The organism is Spirosoma harenae, assembly GCF_054776975.1.
Map to the genome: position 1 here is coordinate 184,877 of NZ_BAAHBD010000039.1, position 20,354 is coordinate 205,230.

Below are 20,354 nucleotides of genomic sequence, written 5' to 3' on the forward strand. Positions count from 1 at the left end.
TACCGTTATACGTTGAATTGGCCTTTTGGAATATGCGTAATGCGGCAGGCCAGATCGCATTCCCCCGAAGCCACGATGTACTGATCGCCCGCATCGACAATACCTGTAGTAAAGACGACGTCGGACAGATACAGTTGGTCCTTAATAGGTTCGATCAACGCTGAATTTGATTCCAGTACAGGTTTTGTATCCTCCAGATGAAGAATATGGCTTGGGTCTTGCGCATCCAGCAGCGCCCAGAACGTGCGGTAAATGCCCACCACCCCTTGCAATTGAACACCATGATAAAGCATCAGCCAGCCCTGATCGGTTAAAATTGGCTGCGTTCCTCCTCCTAGTTTCATAGTCGAAGCGGAGCCTTTTCGGGCGCGGATGAACGGTTCATCAACTGGTTTCCAGTGTAGGCCATCCGGCGATTGAGCGAGATTAATGGATGGACCGGCATAATAAGGGCTACCCGGTCTAGTGGCAAAATACAAATCACCGAGTGGGCGGGTCAGAGCAAAAAACTTCCCTTCGATTTTACCCTCGAAAAACACCATATCCTTGTTCTGATGGTCCAGAATGATACCTTCGAGTGTATAGTTAAGTCCATCTGTTGACGTATACAGCGTTGTCGAGTGCCGATCCGAACCGACCGAACAGGTGGTCATGTAATAGGTATCGTCAATTTTTGTAATCCGTGCATCTTCTACGCCATATTCCTGATAGGTTCGCTGGGGCGCAATAATTTTGTCGTAATGAATCTGCACAACGCTTGTTCCATCGGCAGACAATTCGACCGGCAATAGCCACGACAGGGATGTGAGCGCCATAACCTTGTAAGGATTTCCCAGCAGTTGAAACTTGCGCGGGTCGGCGGCATTGACACTATTCAACGGATACGCATCGAGCTGATAACCCGCTTCGGCATCCCAGCGGATGGTATGAATTAGCTCGCCAATAATGGGTTGTCGAAGCGCTTCCGCTACCCGAATCATGATGAGCAGATTGCCATTGGGCAGCCAGGCAAGCCCTGGATTGAATGCCCCCAGCACATACGTATCGACCTGAATCGCTTCGCGCAGAGGGGAATAACTCAGGTCGATATCATTGGGTGAGAAGATGAGTTGATCGACTGAAAAAGCCATATAGTAACGGAATCTTGCTTCAAATAATCCTTCAGATGGGTAACAGGTTAACTACTTCTACCCTGAGTCTTCGACTTTCTTGTTGAGAAAATAAGCTAACGGCCCTGGGCAGTTGATTCTCCAGCAGAACCCTTTTAAACGAGTTAACTCCTAATGGTCTATCTCCTGTGTTGTTTCTTTACACATGGCCAGGGACCATTGCCTTATTGCCACCAGACGACCGTAAACCCATTTTTTTTTCTAAGGTTGTGCATATACAGTGAAGGCTGATAGCCACAGAACTGTTGTTGTAAAATGGAGTTTACTTTTTATGGAATCACACATACCTGTAGATACCCGATTGATTGGCGTAACTTTTCCAGCGGGTAATCAGGCTACAGTGCGCGTTTGGGCTCCGCTCGCCAATCACGTAGCGCTTCATCTACACGAATCCTCGAAGAAGCTGCCGTTGGTCCGGGAAGAGTTAGGATATTGGACACTGAAAACCGACGAAATCAAACCGGGTGATTTATATACGATCATCCTCAACGAAGAGGCCGAACACCCTGACCCCGCTTCGCTTAGTCAGCCGCAAGGATTCTACGGCCCTTCGCAGGCCATTGATATAACTACCTTCTATTGGGAAGATCAAAGTTGGGTTAACCCACCGCTGGAAGATTATCTGATTTACGAATTGCATACAGCCACGTTTACCCCCGAAGGTACGTTTGCCGCCATCGAATCGAAATTAGATTACCTCAAAGCGCTGGGCATAACGGCCATTGAAATCATGCCAGTCGCTCAATTTTCGGATGACCGAAACTGGGGATATGACGGCGTATTTACCCATGCTGTTCAACATTCGTATGGAGGAGCCAGCGACCTTCAGCATCTGATTAATGCCTGCCATTTTAGGGGTATTGCTGTTGTACTGGATGTAGTTTATAATCACTTCGGACCGCAGGGGGGCTTTCTAAAGGAGTTTGGCCCATACCTGACCAATAAGTACTGCACACCCTGGGGCGATGCCGTAAATTTTGACGATGCCTGGTGCGACGGTGTTCGCCAATTCGTGATCGAAAACGTGCTCATGTGGTTTCGCGATTTTCAAGTTGATGCCCTGCGCCTGGACGCCGTTCATGCCATTAAAGACTGTAGCGCGCGCCATATTTTAGCCGAACTACGTGAACATGTGGATCGACTGATGGCATCTACTGGTCGTCGACATTACCTGATTGCCGAATGCGACTTAAACGACCCTCGCTTCATTAACCCGCTATCCGAACACGGTTATGGCATGGATGCTCAATGGATAGACGAATTTCATCATTCGTTACGTGTGACGGTCGGGGAAAAACGCATCGGTTATTATGCTGACTTCAACGGAATCAATCACCTGGCAAAAGCCTATCAGGATGGGTACGTATATGATGGACAGTTCTCCGAAGTCCGGCAGAAATTATTTGGTTGTAAAGCGGAGAATAATCCGGGTCAGCAATTCATCGTCTTTTCGCAAAACCACGATCAGGTCGGTAATCGCAGGCGGGGTGAGCGCTCGAGTCAATTATTTAGTTTTTCGGTCGTGAAACTTATGGCTGGTGCAGTTCTGGTCAGTCCGTATATTCCGTTGCTGTTCATGGGTGAAGAATGGGGCGAATCGAATCCGTTTCTGTTTTTCTCCGGTCATCAGGAACCGGAAATAGCCAACATGGTTCGGGAAGGCCGGCAGGCAGAGTTTGCGTCGTTTCATTCGGAGCACGAAGCCCCCGATCCACAGGACGAAGAAACGTTTTACCAGTCGAAACTACAGTGGGATTTAGTGGATCAGGAGCCTCATCAAACGCTGCTACGCTACTATCAGACCCTGATTGCGCTTCGCCAACAGTTGCCTGCGCTTCATAAGCTCAACCGCCATCAGATGGAGGTAATAGCTTATGAGGATCAGCAGACGATTGTTCTGCATCGCTGGCACGACGATCAGCATACGCTTTGTCTGATGAATTTTTCCAAAGAATCCCAGTCGTTATCGATGGCTATCACAGGAGGAGGAACGAAATGGCAAAAACTGCTCGATTCTTCTGATAACCAATGGGAATTATCATCTGAGTCAGAATCAAATTCGGCTCCCGATTATTACGAATCCACAATGGCTCCCGTGTCAATACAGGCCGAGTCCATTGTTATCTATGCTCAAGGTCATGAAAAATTTCACATCAACGTACCGGATCCAATTTCACAAAGATTTCACTTTTCTTGATTTTGAGCGGGTTATCCCCTATCTGGATAAACTCGGGATTAATACCATTTATGCGTCGCCCATTTTTGAGGCCGTACCAGAAAGCCCACACGGATATGATGTCGTCAATCCGCTTCGCATCAATCCCGAAATCGGAACGGAAGATCAATTAAGAACGATCAGCCAGGAGTTGAAAAGCCGGGGCATGTACTGGCTTCAGGATATTGTGCCCAATCATATGGCGTTTCATCCGGCTAATGGGTGGCTGATGGATGTGCTGAACAAAGGTCAACGGTCGCCCTACGCCCGTTTTTTTGATATCAACTGGACCTTACCCTATCATCAGGAGCGGCTTATGGTGCCTTTTCTGAGCGATTCGCTGGAAAACGTCTGTAAATCGGGCGATTTGCAGGTGGCTTATCAGAACCAGCGACTGGCTTTTACGTACAACGAGGCCGCTTACCCGCTGCACTTACGTTCGTATACAACGATCCTACAGGCTGGTACGGGTGGTCCAGGTCCGGCAATTCAGACACTTGTATCGGCAATAGCTGACATTGAAGCTATTGAAGATGCCGAAAACTATGCCTTACTGTCAGACGAGTTTTACCAAAAGCTGGCTTTTTTGCTGGAAGATTCAGGCCAAAAAAAGTATCTACAAACTTGCCTGAAAGCGATTAATTCGGATGCCAGTCGTATCCAGCAAGTGTCTGATGAACAGGCATATCGGTTGTGTTATTACGGAGAAACGAACGAGCAGATCAACTACCGACGATTTTTCACGGTCAGCAGCATGATTTGCCTGAATATTCAGGACCCTGTTGTTTTTGAGCAAGTACACGCATACACCAAAAAACTACTGGAAGAAGGCATTTTTCACGGCTTACGTATCGACCATATTGATGGTTTATATGATCCGAACCGTTATCTGGAACAACTCCGGAAATTAGCGGGCGAAGAAACGTACATCATCGTTGAAAAAATTCTGGAGCAGGGCGAAGGCTTACCCCAGCGTTGGCCCATCCAGGGAGCGACTGGTTACCAATTCCTTTCGCTGGTGAACAACCTGTTGACGCAGACCAAGAGCCAACAGACGTTCACGAAGTTCTATCGGAAATTGCTGGGCGAAGCGAAACAAGTTCACGAAGAACTCCACAACAAAAAAGAATTCATTCTGTATGAATATATGCAGGGTGAACTCGACAATCTATACACGCTTTTTCTAGACCTAAATCTGGTCGATACGTATCAGTTAGAAGCGGTATCAGCCGAAAAGCTGAAAGCTGCGATTGCTGAGTTTTTGATTCGATGTCCCGTCTATCGATACTACGGTAATCAGATGCCGCTTAGCGCTTCAGAAACCAACGCTGTGCAGGACATTCTAACCCAGATAAGTACCGATAAACCAACACTAAAGCCAGCCACCGACTTACTGTGTAACAGCTTGTTATCGAAACCGAAAGAGGCTGATGAGGATTACAATAATCGGGTATTGCGGTTCTATCAGCGGTGCATGCAATTTACGGGGCCATTGATGGCCAAAGGGGTAGAAGACACATTGATGTATACCTACAATCGCTTTCTTGGACACGACGAAGTTGGCGATTCGCCCGAGTTTTTTGGCATGACGATCGACGAGTTTCACCAAAGCATGGTGGAGCGGCAGAAGCGCTGGCCGCTGGCGTTAAACGCTACGGCCACGCACGATACCAAACGGGGCGAAGACGTACGAAGTCGGCTGAATGTGTTGACGGATATGGCCGAGGAATGGACGAATGAAATCCTGAACTGGCAATCACTGGACCAAACGGTAAAGGCTCCTGATCGAAACGACGCTTATTTTATCTACCAGACCTTAGTAGGTGCTCATCCAATGCCTGGCCTGGAATCTCGCGACGATACGCCTTTCGCTGATCGGCTGATGGAGTACTTACAAAAGGCCTTACGAGAAGCCAAACGGCATTCGACGCACGATGCTCCAAATGAGGAATATGAGAAAATAGCCCAAACCTTCGCCCGTCAATTGTTAGATCAGGGCCGTCCATTCTGGGGCCAATTTTTTCCTTTCTATCAGCAAATAGCCGATTTCGGAATCATCAATTCGCTGGCACAGGTTGTCTTGAAATGTACCTGTCCAGGCATACCGGATGTGTATCAGGGTAGTGAACTCTGGGATTTGAGTCTGGTCGATCCAGACAATCGCCGACCTGTTGATTTCGACCTACGAAGACAAGGGCTGGATGAGCTTTTGGCCAATTCAGATGTTGATTGCTGGGCTGATTTGTGGAAAAATCGATATAATGCGCGAATCAAACTCTGGCTGTTGCATATTCTGTTAACAGAACGCCAGACACAGATTGATCTGTTTCGTGAAGGCATATATATACCTCTCACTATTGAAGGCCGTTATAAACAGCATGTTATGGCTTTTGCCCGACATCATGAACAAATATGGTACGTTGTGGCCATTCCATTAGGTATCGCCTGTCTCTGTCAGGAGCAAAAAACGGATCCTAGTCGCCTGACCTGGGGAGACACCCAAATTCTACTACCACCGGAAGCACCCACTCACTGGCAACACCGATTCCTGGATACAAAGGGACGGATTGAAACAGGCATTGTTCTGGAGCATGTATTTTCCTTTTTGCCGATGGCAGTACTGAAGCTGTCTGCCGCTGAAGATTAACATAAAGAGAATGTAAAATTCACATTTCTCATTCCGCTCTCAAGCTCTTCACCGGGTTTACAATGGCTACTACTTGGACGGATTGAAACTAACCGTAAATAAAGCGCTTACGCTGGTTCGTAATAGATTGTCTATTACGAACCAGCGTAAGCGCTTTTCAGGCTTCTAATACCCAGGGTTTTGTGGAAACTTCGGTCCTTCTACAACCCGGTCGATTTGCGTTTGCGGAATGGGACGTAGCATATGAAAATCCTGAACGTAGGGAGCCGCTTCCGGATTCCAGGCTTTCACGCGACGCACCAACGACCGTGTACGAACCAGGTCATGCCACCGTTGCCATTCGCCAAAGAGTTCGCGGCTACGTTCATCCAGAATAAAATCTACGGTTACGGCGTCCGCTGTTATGGTCATGGCCGTTGCAGCGGCTGCATTCTGGGCAGCGGTGTTCGTTTTGCGGTAAGCAGCCCGTTGCCGTACTACGTTCAGCAGCGCAGCCGCTTTGGTCGCATCACCAGCTTTCAGGTACGCTTCAGCACCCGTCAGGTATACATCGGCAAAGCGGTATAGTACACAGGGGCGGGTTGATGGGTCGTTGAAGTTGGCACCCCGACTAGGGTCCATGAATTTCTTTATAGCAGGGAAAACATTATTATCCCATAAACTAGGCGGAACAACAATTCCTTTGAACGGCCGCGTTCCGACAAATTGTGGCGCTCCCGCTACTTCAAAATCGGGTATCCAAACGGCCGTATCCGCTCCTACGACAGTCGTATAACCGATACCCCGACTGTTGTTGGCAGCATTGGCGGTATTGGTAACGGCCGTATTGGCAATATAAACCGTATAGAACGAGTTCATGAATCGGGAATCGGTAGTCCGGTTCGTAAAGGCCTGATCCAGAAAGTAATTCTTACCGGTATTGGCTCCCGTGGTCCACTTGTAGCTGTTGGGGCGCATGCGACTGTAAGGACGCCCATACTGAGAATCCCGGATCATCAGTGAGGTACCGTTATTGACAATCGTTCCCGCAGCACTTTTGTAGGAGTTAATACCGCTGAAGTTCGGGTAATTCCAGTTCGTGAACCAGGGCGAAAGATTATTGGCAAAGCCCCCTCCTTCTGCCGCACCTACTTTATAATAGCCATATTTCGGATCAAGTACGTGATCGCTGACAAACATGGTTTCTTTGCCGTAGTCGTTAGCCGGTACAAACGCATCGCCGTAATCCTGCCATAAATCCAGCCCGTACGAAGCTTTGTTGGCAATAATATCAGCACAGAGGGTAGCGGCCTGCGTAAAATCAGCGGCTGTATTGTTCAACCATCCCCGAGTCAAATACGCTTTAGCCAGCAGCAACTGAGCCACTGGTTTGGTAGCTGCTTTCCCCAAAAACGGTGCGGTAGGCTGGTTAGGCAAATCAGCTGCGGCCTCAGTCAGGTCCTTGATAATCAACTCATAGATCTGCGCTGCGGGTTGACGGGAGGCCGCCTGCGAAGGGGTTGTAATAAATTCCGTACTGAGCGGCACATCACCCCAGGTTTGCACTAAATAAAAGTACCAGAACCCACGCAGAAATTTAGCCTGTGCCAGATATTGCTTCCGGGTGGCTTCCGGCAGATCAATCGTTTGGCCGTACTTCAGTACGCCATTGATCGTATTGATATCTGTAAAAGCAGTACCCCAGGCCGAGCCGAAATTACTCCCATTTAGCCCATTGTAGGTATAGGGCGGTACACCTCCGCTGCTGGATGCCTGAATAAATTCGTCGGTTCCGGCCTGCATTTCAACCGTAAACCCTTCGGTGCCCCACTGGCCCCGGATGTCGTTATATACCCCCGCAATACCGCCCAACACACCAGACGGCGTATTGAAGTAAGAAGGAACAATCTGCGATTGGGGATTTTCCTGTAATATTTTTTCGCATCCCGTGCTTAGCAGAGCCGTAAGGCCGATCACGGCGCAAAGTTTTATGACGTTCATAGTAGCTTCCAAGATTAGAATTTAAGATTGACACCCAGGGTGAATTGTCGTACGGGTGGGTTGTTCAGGTTTACGGCGATTTGACGCTCTGGCGTCCCTCTCTCGCTGGCTCCCTGGGGGTTAAGCGTCGACTGACCACTGGCGTAGCTGTTTCCTTCCGGATCGATTGCCAGACGATCGCGAACCAGTGGCGAATACAGGATAAACGGATTGGTGGCGTTGAAATACACCCGTGCTGAACTCATCCCGATTTTCCGAATCAACTCGGTTGTAAAGGTGTAGCCCAGGTTGATACTTCTGACTTTGATGAACGATCCATCGTAATACCCTAACGTAGAGCCAAACCAGGCGACCGCCTGACCCGCATCGGGCGCAGGAAACGCATTGGTTGGGTTTGTTTCGGTCCAGTAATCGGTTTTTAACTGGTTTACCCGGCCCTGGTTGAAGAACGCAAAACCACCTGATCCGGTAGAATTACCCGTTAGGTACGGAACAATCACTTTCATACCCATGCGAGCAAAGGTGACAATCGACAGATCGAAGTTTTTAAAGCTGAACCGATTGGTTAGACCACCTTCCCAGGCGGGTTGGAAATTACCTAGTATCTGACGATCATTCGCATCAATTTTCCCATCGGCGTTCACATCTTCGACCCGGATTTGACCGGGAAACTGAACCGGTGAGGTTTGTTTAGCCAACGTTCCGTTTTCTTTATCCGACGTTTGCCAGATACCAATCTTTTTGTAGTCATAAATCACCGAAAGCGGTTGACCAACAAACCAGCCAGCCCCTACATTGGAGAGTTCAGCCGGGGTTGTGAGCTGCGTAATTTTTTCTCGATTAAAGAAGTACGTCACATCAGCACTCCAGTTGAATCCTTTCGGATTTCTGAAAATGTCAAACGTTAGCGCAGCCTCCAGCCCTTTTCCCTCCGTTCGTCCCAGGTTTTTCAGAGTTGAACCGGCCCCATTGCTGGGCGGAAGTGGTACAGACAGCAGTATGTCTTTGGTTTGCTGATGATACCAGTCGACCGAGCCGGTAATCCGGTTATTCAGGAAGCCAAAGTCAATTCCCAGGTCCACCTGCGAGGTCGATTGCCAACCCAGGCCGGTAGCCGGTAAACTGGTAACCGTATACGCCAGTTGCTGTCCAGCGGTTCCGGTACCAAAATTGTAGTAGCCAGCCGATAATGCGCCCAGCGTAGCATATGCCCCTACGTTTCTATTGCCGGAAATACCCCAGCTACCCCGCAGTTTCAGGTTCGAAATGAATGGCGCATTTTTCATAAAACCTTCCTCGATAATGTTCCAGCCAGCCCCAATAGCCGGGTAGTTAAAATACTGGTTACCAGGAGACAATGTAGAAGATCCGTCGCGTCTGAGCGTTAAGGTCAACAGGTAGCGATCGTTGTAGCTATAATTGACCCGGCCCATATAAGAAAGCAGGCCAAGCTCAGAAAAGGAATTACCAAAGTCCGAAGGGGCAACAGGCGTCCCGGAGGCTAGCGAGAAATTAGAGGTTTTGATATAGTCGGCCGGAACCCCGGTTATCGTAAATCGGCTACCCAGCGAGTGGTTTTTGGTGATTTCATACAGCCCCGTAACGCCTATTTTATGTTTTCCGAACGTCTTATCATAATACAACAGGTGCTGAAGATTGATATCCCAATATTCCGTATTGCTGATTTCGGCACTGGAAGACGACTGAACCGTAGCGTTGTTAAAGTAGGTCAGCGGGCCGCCATAGCCATTGTAGTTCGACTGGCTGTAGTTCAACCCTGCATTTACCCGGTAGCGCAGTCCGGGCAGAATGTTCACCTCCGCATATAAGCTGTTAAAAGTGCGTATTGAGCGGGTGCGGCCCAGGTAGGAATCCTTTTTGGTAATGATTGTCAATGGGCTGATTGTAGCGGCATCAATAGAACCTTCCGCTGGAAACAGATTCACCGAACCATCCGTATTGTAAGGTGCGGCCAGTGGCGTCAGGCGTACCAGACCACCCGGAACACCACCCCCACCCGGTGTATTGGTATAGGTAAGGGTGTTTAATGTATTCAGTCCAAACTTGATCCGTTTGCCAAGACGCTGGTCAATCGTCGCCCGGATGGTATAGCGTTCAAATTTTTGACTGGGAATAATTCCTGTTTCGTTGAAATAACCCAGTCCCATCGAGTATTGAGTTGTTTCAGTACCGCCAGCCATACCCAACTGATGATTGGTGTTGAAGCCTTGTTTGTACAGTAAATCCTGCCAGTCGGTCGAAATTCCGGCCGCCAACGCATCTTTTTCTTTCTGGGTAAGCGGATAGGCGGTCGTGCCAGGGCTGGTGCGGTTATATTTGGTTGCATCCTCCTTAAACTGTGCATACTCCGCGCCATTCATTATATTGAATTTACCCATAACCGTAGTTATGCCATGATACCCATCATAGCTGAATACGGGTTTCCCAACTTTACCCCGTTTGGTCGTGATCAAAATAACGCCCCCTGACCCTCTCGACCCATAAATAGCCGTGGCGGATGCATCTTTCAAGATTTCGAGATTAGCGATATCATCAGGATTAATATCGTTAAGTCCGCCATAGGGTATGCCATCCACAACAACCAGTGGACCATCAAGTCCATCTGCTGATCCAGAGCTAGTTGTCAAGGTACGGTTACCCCGAATTCGGATCTGTCCCTGCGAACCCGGCGTCGAGCCATTACTGACAATCGTTACCCCTGCAGCCCGACCTTTTAATTGGTTGACCAGGTTAGGCGCAGGCACTTCCCTCAGCGTTGTTTCATTCACCGAAACGACCGATCCTGTCACGTCGCGTTTACGTTGGACTCCGTATCCAACAACCACTACTTCGCTCAGGGTTTTGTCGTCGGTAGCCAACGTAACATTGACGGCCGACTGCGATCCAACCGTTATTTCCTGGCTAACGTAGCCAATAAAGGAAAACACGAGCACCGCATTACGGTCGGGTACACTGATCCGGTAGGTACCATTTCCATCAGTTGTAGTCCCCCGTTGTGTAGTCTTAATCTGAATGTTTACACCGGGCAATCCTTCGCCATTCTCACCCGTAACCCGACCGGTTATCTGGATATCCTGCGCCTGTTCAGTGTTTATCTCGCCAGAGGTCTTATCGGGCAAAACACTGGCGGGAATGCTCTCTCGCTTTATTACGATCTGTTGGCCAACTACCTCATAGCTTAAATTGAGGGGCGACAGAATATGGTCTAGTACCAGCGAAAGTTGTTCATTTTTGGCCTGATAATTCACTTTCCGCTTCGATTGGATGATCTCCCGGCTGAATAGGAACTGAACGTTAGCCTGTTTTTCAAGTCGCCGGATCGTCACCTCAACATCCTCATTTTGAGAAGATATACTCACTCGACGGTTCAGAAGCTCCTGCGCTTTGCCATCAAGGGCAAAGCCTATATTGGTTAGGGTAAGAGCAAGTAAGAGTTGCAGGCTTGAAATTTTCATAATCCTGATCCAAACATTGCGATTGGTGAAACTGTAATGCATACATTTATGCGTTTTTGTTGGTTTTTAGGAAAATTTGACAAAACACATGTCCGCTCACTAGGGAAAGTGATAATGTGTGTAGAAGACACATTTAAGGACAACTGAGCGATAGTGTTGGTAGCACTATCGCTTTTCTGTTGAAAAGAGACAGGTTTATACCATAGAAATGAAGCGGGTTAAACGGTTAAGGAGATAATTAACTACAACCGTGGCTGTAAATGACCACCTGGTTGTTAACGACTTCGAACGTTGACTCAATGGTTAGACAGATAAGTCTAATTTTTTCCAGAAAAGGGGCATCGTTGAGTTGACCAGTAAAGGTGCAGTTCGTAAGCAATTTGCGGTCATAGTGGATCGGCATATGGTAACTGGCTTCCAACTGGGTGAGTACGTCACTGACAGGAGTGAATTCAAACGTAAATTGCTGATCGACAATGGCGGGTGACTTATCCCTGGATGGAACAAGCTGCTGCTTAACCACTTTCTCCGTTTTGGTTTCGAACCGCAATTGTTCATTCTTTTTCAGGACAACCGGTTGTGTAGGTGATTCAACCGTGGTTACTGAAACGTTACCTGTTTTTACTTTGACAAAATCTACCGTTTCTTTGCCGAAAGAGCGCACCTGAAAGCTGGTTCCCAGCACTTTAGTTGTCAGATTGCTGGTATACACAATAAAAGGTTTAGCCGGGTTTTTAGTCACTTCAAAAAATCCCTCACCGTCAAGAAACACTTCCCGTAACGCATGCGTGTTTTGTTTATGAAAACGCAATTGGCTTCCCGGCGATAGTAATACCGAAGAATTATCTGGCAGGAGTACGACCAACGGTTGACTCGTTCTATTCTTGGTTAGTTTCCAATCAGCCTGCTGAACAGGTTTCTCGACTTGTTTATCGGATACTGCGGTCTGCCTGGAAATGGGATTATCTACTTGCCAATAAATCAGCAAACCAACGACCGCTGCTGCTGCTGCCCACCTCCCCCATTGCCAGTTAATTAGTGGCTTTACAACCGTAGGGGCGTCAGGAAGCTGTTTTACTAGTTCCTCCGTTTTGGCTTTTACCTGTTGATCAGAAATCAAAGGCTGTTTTCCTTTAAGCACCAGGAAGGTGGCAACAGCCTGCTCATAAAGATCTCTTTTTTCTGGGTGTTGGGTCAGCCACTGCTTCCAGTACAGCTGATCTTCCGGTAGCCCATTTGTGAGCCAGGTCCGAAATGCGTCGTTTTCTAAGAAATCCTCAACCGTCGACAAATCCTCGGGTAACCCATTCATTGGTACTTTTCTACTATTTTCAATGATAGTACGAAGAACTAGCCCAACGATACCCTACTCAAAGCAAATTTTTTTGAAAAAAAATACAAATGGCTGATACTAAATGAGCAACCCATTGACCACGCAGTTTATGGAGTGCTTTCTGCAGGAAATTTGAAACGGATTGGCGATTAACGTTCATTACTTCGGCAATCTCCGGGACGGACAGGTTTTCGTAATAGCGCAGATAAATTGCTTCCCGCTCACGCGGTGGTAAAGCCTCCAGTTGGGCTTTTATGGTATTCATTAACGTAGATAAGGATTCTTTCTGAATCAGAAGAGTTTCGGGATTTATCGTTTCGTCTAATAAGACTGAACTGTCCCAGTCCAGATCATCGACAGCGGTCTGTTTTTGCTGCCGTACGTGTTGAACAATGTGGTGCCTGAGCGCTTTGAACAGATAATGTTTTACGGAAATTGTGGAATTTATCTGTAGGCGATTTTGCCAGAGTCGTAAAAAAAGTTCTTGAATACAATCGTCAACCTCAAACTCATTCACTAAAAATTTCAGACCATAGTGCTTCAATCGACGATAATAGCGTTCAGCCAGTTGACCTAATGCCTGCTTATCGCCCTCACGATAGGATTGCCACAACACCTGGTCTTCAGAGTACATGAAACCTAGAGATTTATACTCAAGTTAAACTTAAGAAAAGATATAAATATAGAAAAAATTGTACAATAATAGGTTTACATGTTATTAGATTACAAACATAAACGCTTCTGGGCTCGACACAAAACTGGCGGTAAAGTGAGAACAGATGGCTTACTAAAGAAATACAGCGGCATTTCGGAACACTTATCATGGAAAGTCAGCAAGGAGCAGGAACAGCCTTTATAATTCACTTACCTGCCAGGAGTTAGTGGCCTTAAGCTTCTGAATTAGCTACTAATTGCGGATGTCCCAAACGGGATAGTTTATGGCCCAAACGAGATAGCCCTCTCTGTTTGGGCTCTTTAATTTTGGCTATTCATAAATCCGTATTGGCGGCCACCCTTCTACCATGAAAAACCTACCGTACCTACTTATCACATTCCCGGCTTCGGTCCGAAAACGAAAACAGATTTCCATTGATCGCTTTGCCGGATTAGATACCGCTTTTGCCCGCATTCTTACCGACTGGAAAGCGGTCGGTTTTGCCGTTGCTGTAGTCGAGAAAGATAAGGTGGTATAGGCCAAAGGTTTTAGTTACCGCGATCTGGGATAAAAATTACCCGTTACGACCAACACCCTCTTTTCGATTGGCGCCTGCACCAAAGCCTTTACGTCATCTTTGGCCAGGCTGCTCTAGAAAGAAGGTAAACTCGACTACAACAACCCGTTACGACATACCTGCCTGGCCGACCAGAATATGAACAGACCTATACCAGCAATCATCGTTTGCGATCAAAAAACGAAGCGGTTATAGGGCTCAGTTCGATATAAACGGCAAAGGAGAAGTAACGGTAATGACATCCATTCAGCCCAATGGCAATTTTAAAGCTACTCGAAAACCCCGAAGCCCGTCAGTGCCTCCAAGAACTGATTGTTTATTTTAAAAACGCCATCCATTCAACCGATGAAAATCAAGAAACGAACCTGGAAATTCTGGGTTTCCCGCACGGTATTGCTGTTGCTGCTGATTGCTGCCGGCTGGCTTATTAACCTCATCTGGTTTCGCCCTTTCAATATTCGACATTTCTATGATCGTGTATTTATTTCCGCCATGTTGCGCAGTCCTGAAACAATTACTTACCTGGGCCTTCCCGTTTTGTACGACTGGACAAAAGATGAGTGGGACGACCTGTCGGATGCCCAGCAATGGCGCAATGTTGACAAGTTGAAAGACGATTATCAAACCCTGCAACGCTATGATTTCGAGAGTCAGTCGCCTGAAAATAAACTGAATACCAAAATTCTGACCTGGTATCTGGAAAGCAATGTAGGCAGCGACGTATTCTTCTACTACAATTACCCACTCAACCAGATGGATGGGGCTCAGCTTAAAGTTGTCGACTTGCTTCTGAACAAGCACCAGCTACGAAACCGAAGCGATCTGGAGGCCTACATTGCCCGACTTACCGGCATCGCTACCAAGTTTGACCAGGTGCTGGAAGGAATTATGATCAGAGAGCGAAAAGGCATTGTCCCACCCAGGATTATTGTGCAACGGGTGCTGGAACAAATGAAAGAGTTTACTAGCGGAGGAGTCAGCAAAAACGTCCTTTATACTCATTTCTGCCAGAGGATAGCCAGCATCAACGATTTGTCGGCCACAGAAAAAAAGGACTATTCGAGCCGTGTAGCCGAAGCCATTCGTACGTCTGTTTTTGGAGCCTACCAGAAATTGATTGCTTATAATCAGGCCTTATACGAACGGGTTGCACCCGACGAGGGCGTTTGGAAACATCCCTATGGCGATGTCTATTACAGTCATCAGTTACGGCTACATACTACAACCGATCTGAGTCCGGAAGACGTTCACCAGCTTGGTTTACGGGAGGTTCGCCGGATTACTCAGGAAATGAGGGCTATTCTGAAACGTCAGGGCTACACCGATACAAGCCAGGCGATTGGACCAATTCTTCAAAACTTAGCCAAAGAAGAACGCTTTCTGTATTCCGAAACCCCTGCCGGAAAAGGGCTGATTCTGGCTGAATACAAACGCATCATTGACGACGCGGGTAAACGGGTCAATGTCGCCTTTAGCCTCCGCCCGAAAGCATCTATCACTGTAGAGCCAATGCCCGTGTTTCAGCAAAACACCGGAGCGCTTGGCAAGTACGACCTACCCGCTCTGGATGGATCGAAGGGGGGAGTTTTTGTGGCCAATCTGCGAACAGTGTCTGAACACCCCAAATTTTCCATGAAGACGTTGGCCTATCACGAAGCCATACCGGGGCATCATTTTCAACTGGGTATCCAGACCGAACTAAAAGGACTTCCAATCTTCCGCACTGTAATTCCCTTTAACGCCTACATCGAAGGATGGGCTTTATATAGCGAACAATTGGCTTATGAGCTAGGCTTTTACCAGAATGATCCGTTCGGTAATCTGGGCCGTCTGCGGGATGAATTATTTCGAGCCGTCCGACTCGTAGTCGATACGGGTATTCACCATAAGCGTTGGACGCGAGAGCAGGCAATTAGCTATATGGTTGCCAATACGGGCTTGACAACCCGTGCGGTAACAACCGAAGTTGAGCGATACATCGTCTGGCCTGGGCAAGCCTGCTCATACAAGATTGGGATGATGAAAATTCTGGAACTGCGCGAAAAAGCCAGACAGGCACTCGGTTCCCGATTCGATTTAAAACAGTTTCATCAGGTTGTCCTAGCCAATGGCTCTGTGCCGCTGCCCGTTCTGGAGGAGATTGTGGCTACCTACATCCAGCGGTCTAAGCCTTGATTGTATGAAAGGCCATATGCTAATTCCTGACACCATCAATCATGAAACGATATTTTACTATCCTGCTCCTTGCCTTGCTGGCCTTCATGCTGATCCTGGCACTGATTATCTGTTCCTTTTTTATACAGACCTAACTGCATCCATAAATCCAGGATAAATAGGCAATTCAACACTCTTATTCTCCTTATAATCTACTCCATATGTACTGAGCTGATAATAAATAACTTGTATCCATATCATGCCAGCTCTGTCAGCGATTGCGCCAATCCGGTAATTCCTCGCGGGTAATGACGTCCGTATCGGTGTAAACTGCTTTTAGTAAATCGAGAGGCTGTTTTTTGATCCAGTCCGAACCATTCCAGACAGCAAACCAGGACCACCACGTATTGAGTGTGCGAACATTCTCCGGCTTGGGTAGATGACCCACTTCCGAGAGCGTCACCAGTTTTTTACCGTTAAATGTTGTTTGAGTATTTGTCCAGTTACTGGTTAACGTGGCGGTCGGCTCTGTGTAGATGTCAAGCCCAACAATGTCAACGTAGCCATCGCCGGGATACCATTCCGGATTGATGGTATCGGTGCCAGTGTACACCCAAATCAGGTTATGGAGTTGATGATGGTTCGTCAAACGCTCGTACAGGATTTGCCAGAGTTCCTTGAACGGACCAGCGCCTTTTGCTCCCCACCAGAACCAGCCCCCCGGCGCTTCGTGCAACGGTCGCCAGAGCACAGGTACGTCGGCGTCCTGAAACTTTTTGAGTTGTTCGGCAATGGCGTCAATGTCACGTAGCAAAAGGCCGTACCGCTCGCCGTTTTTATCCGCTAGTGTAGCCGCCAGATCGAACGTAGTAGCTTTCGTATAAAAACCGCTCCACCAATGTTTGTCGGGTGCCTGATTGATCAGGTCGGTGGGAGCGTTCCAGTGCCAGCACAAACTGATGATACCTCGTCCCTCGCCTTTCTTCGCCCATTGAATACAGTTCTCGCTGGTACGTGTCGGCTTACCACCAAACGGAACGCGACTTGGCGAATAGTCCATTAAATCGAATGCACCTACGGCGGGCTCTTTGCCCGTTTTTTCCAGTATGTATTCCACATCATCCTGCTGCCCCGATATTACTTTTTGACCGTATTGACTGATCAAATACGAAAACAAGCCCTTTGTCGATGACGTAGCACGATCATCAACCAGTTGACTGGCGGGTTTTGCGGGATGTACTACGTTATCCGACTTCTGCGTGGTGTCAGCCGAAACTCGTGGTTCAGCCGCCCGGCAAGCGGATAAACTGCTCACTATGTATAAGGCAAGCAAAAATACTTTCATAAGGCTAAGCAATCTCCATATATGACATTCCCGTAGGCGGTGGCTCTACGGGAATGTTTTTTAGCGTTTTGTGATGGTGTTACTTCACCAGCATGATGTCATCAAAATAGAACGTTTCGTCCTGTTTATCAGGGCCTTTAATACGGAAGCCCACTTGCTTCAACGTTTTGCCCGCTAGCCAGAAATCCATGTCTGACAGCTTGATTTTGAAGTAATTCCAGACCCCCGCTTTCACATCAACCTTGTTCGTCTCCACATAATCGCCAAATGCGGCTTTGCCAGCATCCGTAGTCAGATACAGCGAATAATCGGCAGAAGCGCCCTTGATCCAGCCCGTCACGTAGGTATACTCCGCCGAATACGGAATAGCCGACGCCGACCAGTTGGCAAAGGCGATCAAGTGCCAGTTCCCTTTCTGATAGTTTTTGCCAATCGATGCCGCTCCCGACTTAAATTCTTTGGTTGAGATAGCAGCTGCATCGCCCCAGGAACCGTCCTGGAAACCAGTAGCGTAGGCATCGGTAAAAATCTGATACGCTTTGTCTACGTTCACGAATTCCTGCTTGGTCCGCATCCGTCCAGTGCTGTTGGTAATGCTTAACGTACCGCGCGAAAGCGTAGTCGTCGGCATCTGAACAACCAACTGCGTTTTCGATTTCGACACCACCGTAGCAGCGTCCGAGACGCCTTTCACCGAATCGGCAATGGCTACGGCCGTTACGTCGTCGAAGTTATTGCCAGTGAGCGTGATAACCGTTCCTTTTGTGAAGTTATAGTTTGATACGTCTGAAACTGTCGGATACGCCAGCGCTTTGAACGGAACGGTCAACGTAGTACCCGCGCTGTTGGTGAACGTAATGTTTTGTTTGCCGCCTAATACGTCGGTTGGCACCCGGAAAATTAGTGTATTCTCGGTGTTAAGCGTTGGCTGGAAACCGGCTGGTACGTTCTGTTTTTCGAAGACAATGCTACGTATGTCGCCCAGTCCTGAACCCGTCAACGTAACAATGGCTCCACCGGCGGCTGAGTCCGGCATGATCTTCGTCAAAACGGGGTTTCCGGCTGGAATTTGCGGACTGCCGTCGGTATCTTTTGTGCAGGAACTCATGCCTAAACCAGCAACTGCGGCCAGAAGGGCAAATCCTGCTATTCGATTTATCTTAGTCAATTTCATCAGCTTATTCAGGAGAAATTAGTTGTAGTATGGAACGGGATCTTTGCCTAGCTCGGGGTCCTGAACAATCTCACCCGCCGGAATCGGTAGAAATAGTTTGTCTTCGGTGAAATTGGTCAGGTACGTAGCGCCCGTCACCGTTCCGCGATTTTGTTTCTCGATAATCACCTTGGCTTTGGCAAAACCCTGCCGCTGAATATCATACCAGTAATCGCCTTCGAACGCAAATTCAACCCGACGCTCGTGCAGAATATCGTCGTTCGTGATAGCCGTTTTTGGCGACAGTCCGGCCCGGCGTCGTACCTGATTCAGCGCGTCGAGTGCTTTGGCATCGGCGGTCGATGCGCCACCCGCCAGCACGGCTTCCGCATAAATCAGTAGGACATCAGCGTAACGTAGCAGTACTACGTTGTTCCCCGAATTCTGGCCTAATACCGGCTCACCCCCGAAGCTTTTACCCGGACCGGCGAAGTACTTGACCAGGTTAGCGCGGGTTGGACTTAAGCTTCCGCCATCGGCCGTCGGCTGCAACGTATCGTATTTAAATCCGTTCGCCATGAATTCATTGTATTTCGGCGCATTGGCACGCTGGGGTTTCCAGTTCGGATTTGTCCAGCCCTGTTCCATCACCGACCATTTCCGGCGCAGATCACCAAACTCGTATTCTTTCAGCATATCCAGCGACGGTACGTACATTTCCCAGGCATCAGCTTCGGCGGTACGTAGCGCACCTGCCCCGCGATCCGGGTTTTTGATGTTGCCCGTTCCCCAGGGGTCCTGCGCAAACTGGTGCTGGATCGAGAAGATGGCTTCGGCGTTGTTGTTCATGCTCATCTTTGTGAACATGCCCGTGTAGTCGTCAACCAGCCGGTATTTACCCGAGTTGATTACTTCCTCAGCTTTGACTTTGGCGTTCGCGTAATCTTTGCTGTACAGGTACATTTTCGCCATCAGCGCCTTAGCCGCGTACTTCGTCACCCGGCCCGGTACATCCGATTCAGGCAGACCCGTTTCGGCCATTTTCAACTCTTCGAGCGCAAACCGCAGTACGTCTTTTTGCAGGTAACGCGGGATGTTGAAATTACCCGAAAGCGCCGTTGCCCCGGGATCGGTAATGATCGGAGCGGCTCCCCACGTCCGGGCGATGTAGAAGTAAAGCATCCCACGAATGAAGTGGCACTCAGCAATGGCGGGGTCCAGGTAAGCCGCACCGCCACCAGCAGCTTTCTTCTCTTCGAAGGTCTTGATCATGACGTTGGAATAGCCGATGATCTTGTAGAACGCACCCCAGGCCGCACCAATCCGGTCGGAAGCCGACGAGACGGTGAAGTTGAGATATTCGACGTCAGTATAGGTAAACATGTTACCGCCCATGACGTCGCCGATGGCATCCTGCGCCCGGCTTTCGTAGTTGCGCCAGGGCAAACCGCTGTAGAGTGTACTGGTCGCGGCCCGAACCTCGTCCGCGTTGTTGTAATAGTTACCGGTTGTGGTGCCTGACAAAGATGGCCGGTCAATGAAGTCTTTCGAGCAGGAAGACAACAGTACCGCCGGCAGCATCAGGGCATATAGTGGCTTGAGTTTCATGACTTTTATAGAATTTTGAATGATTGATTGATAGAATGATTG

The 20,354-nt window shown here is 48.4% G+C and carries 12 protein-coding genes; 4 read left to right on the forward strand and 8 right to left on the reverse strand.

Annotation, left to right across the window (positions count from 1 at the left end; translation table 11 throughout):
* Positions 1–5 precede the first annotated feature (5 nt).
* Positions 6–1,130: a glycoside hydrolase family 130 protein gene (locus ACYVE4_RS30615; RefSeq protein ID WP_461044226.1), complete on the reverse strand. Its 1,125-nt coding sequence runs from the start codon at positions 1,128–1,130 to the stop codon at positions 6–8.
* A 310-nt stretch (positions 1,131–1,440) separates the two neighbouring features.
* Here ACYVE4_RS30615 and treZ point away from each other — a divergent pair, with 310 nt between their 5' ends.
* A complete protein-coding gene (gene treZ / locus ACYVE4_RS30620) occupies positions 1,441–3,366 on the forward strand; it encodes a malto-oligosyltrehalose trehalohydrolase (RefSeq protein WP_461044227.1) in 1,926 nt (641 codons plus the stop codon).
* Positions 3,308–6,031 (forward strand): malto-oligosyltrehalose synthase, encoded by a 2,724-nt coding sequence (treY, locus tag ACYVE4_RS30625; protein WP_461044228.1) that lies wholly within the window; start codon positions 3,308–3,310, stop codon positions 6,029–6,031. Before treZ ends, treY begins: the two co-directional genes overlap by 59 nt.
* A gap of 165 nt (positions 6,032–6,196) precedes the next feature.
* On the opposite strand, the gene ACYVE4_RS30630 is transcribed toward treY, so the two are convergent.
* The 4 genes from ACYVE4_RS30630 to ACYVE4_RS30645 all read right to left on the reverse strand — a co-directional run bounded on the left by ACYVE4_RS30630 (position 6,197) and on the right by ACYVE4_RS30645 (position 13,454).
* The gene (locus tag ACYVE4_RS30630; protein WP_461044229.1) at positions 6,197–8,011 is read right to left on the reverse strand and encodes a RagB/SusD family nutrient uptake outer membrane protein; all 1,815 of its coding nucleotides are present in this window, start codon (positions 8,009–8,011) and stop codon (positions 6,197–6,199) included.
* Between the two features lie 14 nt (positions 8,012–8,025).
* Positions 8,026–11,529 (reverse strand): TonB-dependent receptor, encoded by a 3,504-nt coding sequence (locus ACYVE4_RS30635; RefSeq protein WP_461044230.1) that lies wholly within the window; start codon positions 11,527–11,529, stop codon positions 8,026–8,028.
* Positions 11,530–11,725: 196 nt separating this feature from the next.
* A complete protein-coding gene (locus ACYVE4_RS30640; RefSeq protein ID WP_461044231.1) occupies positions 11,726–12,799 on the reverse strand; it encodes a FecR family protein in 1,074 nt (357 codons plus the stop codon).
* A 58-nt stretch (positions 12,800–12,857) separates the two neighbouring features.
* Positions 12,858–13,454 (reverse strand): RNA polymerase sigma factor, encoded by a 597-nt coding sequence (locus tag ACYVE4_RS30645; protein ID WP_461044232.1) that lies wholly within the window; start codon positions 13,452–13,454, stop codon positions 12,858–12,860.
* Positions 13,455–13,842: 388 nt separating this feature from the next.
* Here ACYVE4_RS30645 and ACYVE4_RS30650 point away from each other — a divergent pair, with 388 nt between their 5' ends.
* Positions 13,843–14,013, forward strand: a complete 171-nt coding sequence (locus ACYVE4_RS30650; RefSeq protein ID WP_461044233.1) for a hypothetical protein — start codon at positions 13,843–13,845, stop codon at positions 14,011–14,013.
* 384 nt (positions 14,014–14,397) lie between these two features.
* The gene (locus ACYVE4_RS30655) at positions 14,398–16,227 is read left to right on the forward strand and encodes a DUF885 domain-containing protein (protein WP_461044234.1); all 1,830 of its coding nucleotides are present in this window, start codon (positions 14,398–14,400) and stop codon (positions 16,225–16,227) included.
* Between the two features lie 250 nt (positions 16,228–16,477).
* Here ACYVE4_RS30655 and ACYVE4_RS30660 read toward each other — a convergent pair whose 3' ends face one another.
* From ACYVE4_RS30660 to ACYVE4_RS30670, 3 genes are all read right to left on the reverse strand, one after another.
* Positions 16,478–17,551: a glycosyl hydrolase gene (locus ACYVE4_RS30660; RefSeq protein WP_461044235.1), complete on the reverse strand. Its 1,074-nt coding sequence runs from the start codon at positions 17,549–17,551 to the stop codon at positions 16,478–16,480.
* 79 nt (positions 17,552–17,630) lie between these two features.
* On the reverse strand, positions 17,631–18,725 hold the full coding sequence (locus ACYVE4_RS30665; protein WP_461044236.1) for an IPT/TIG domain-containing protein: 1,095 nt from the start codon (positions 18,723–18,725) through the stop codon (positions 17,631–17,633).
* A gap of 18 nt (positions 18,726–18,743) precedes the next feature.
* Entirely contained in the window at positions 18,744–20,312 is a 1,569-nt protein-coding gene (locus tag ACYVE4_RS30670) for a RagB/SusD family nutrient uptake outer membrane protein (RefSeq protein ID WP_461044237.1), read from the reverse strand.
* Positions 20,313–20,354 lie beyond the last annotated feature (42 nt).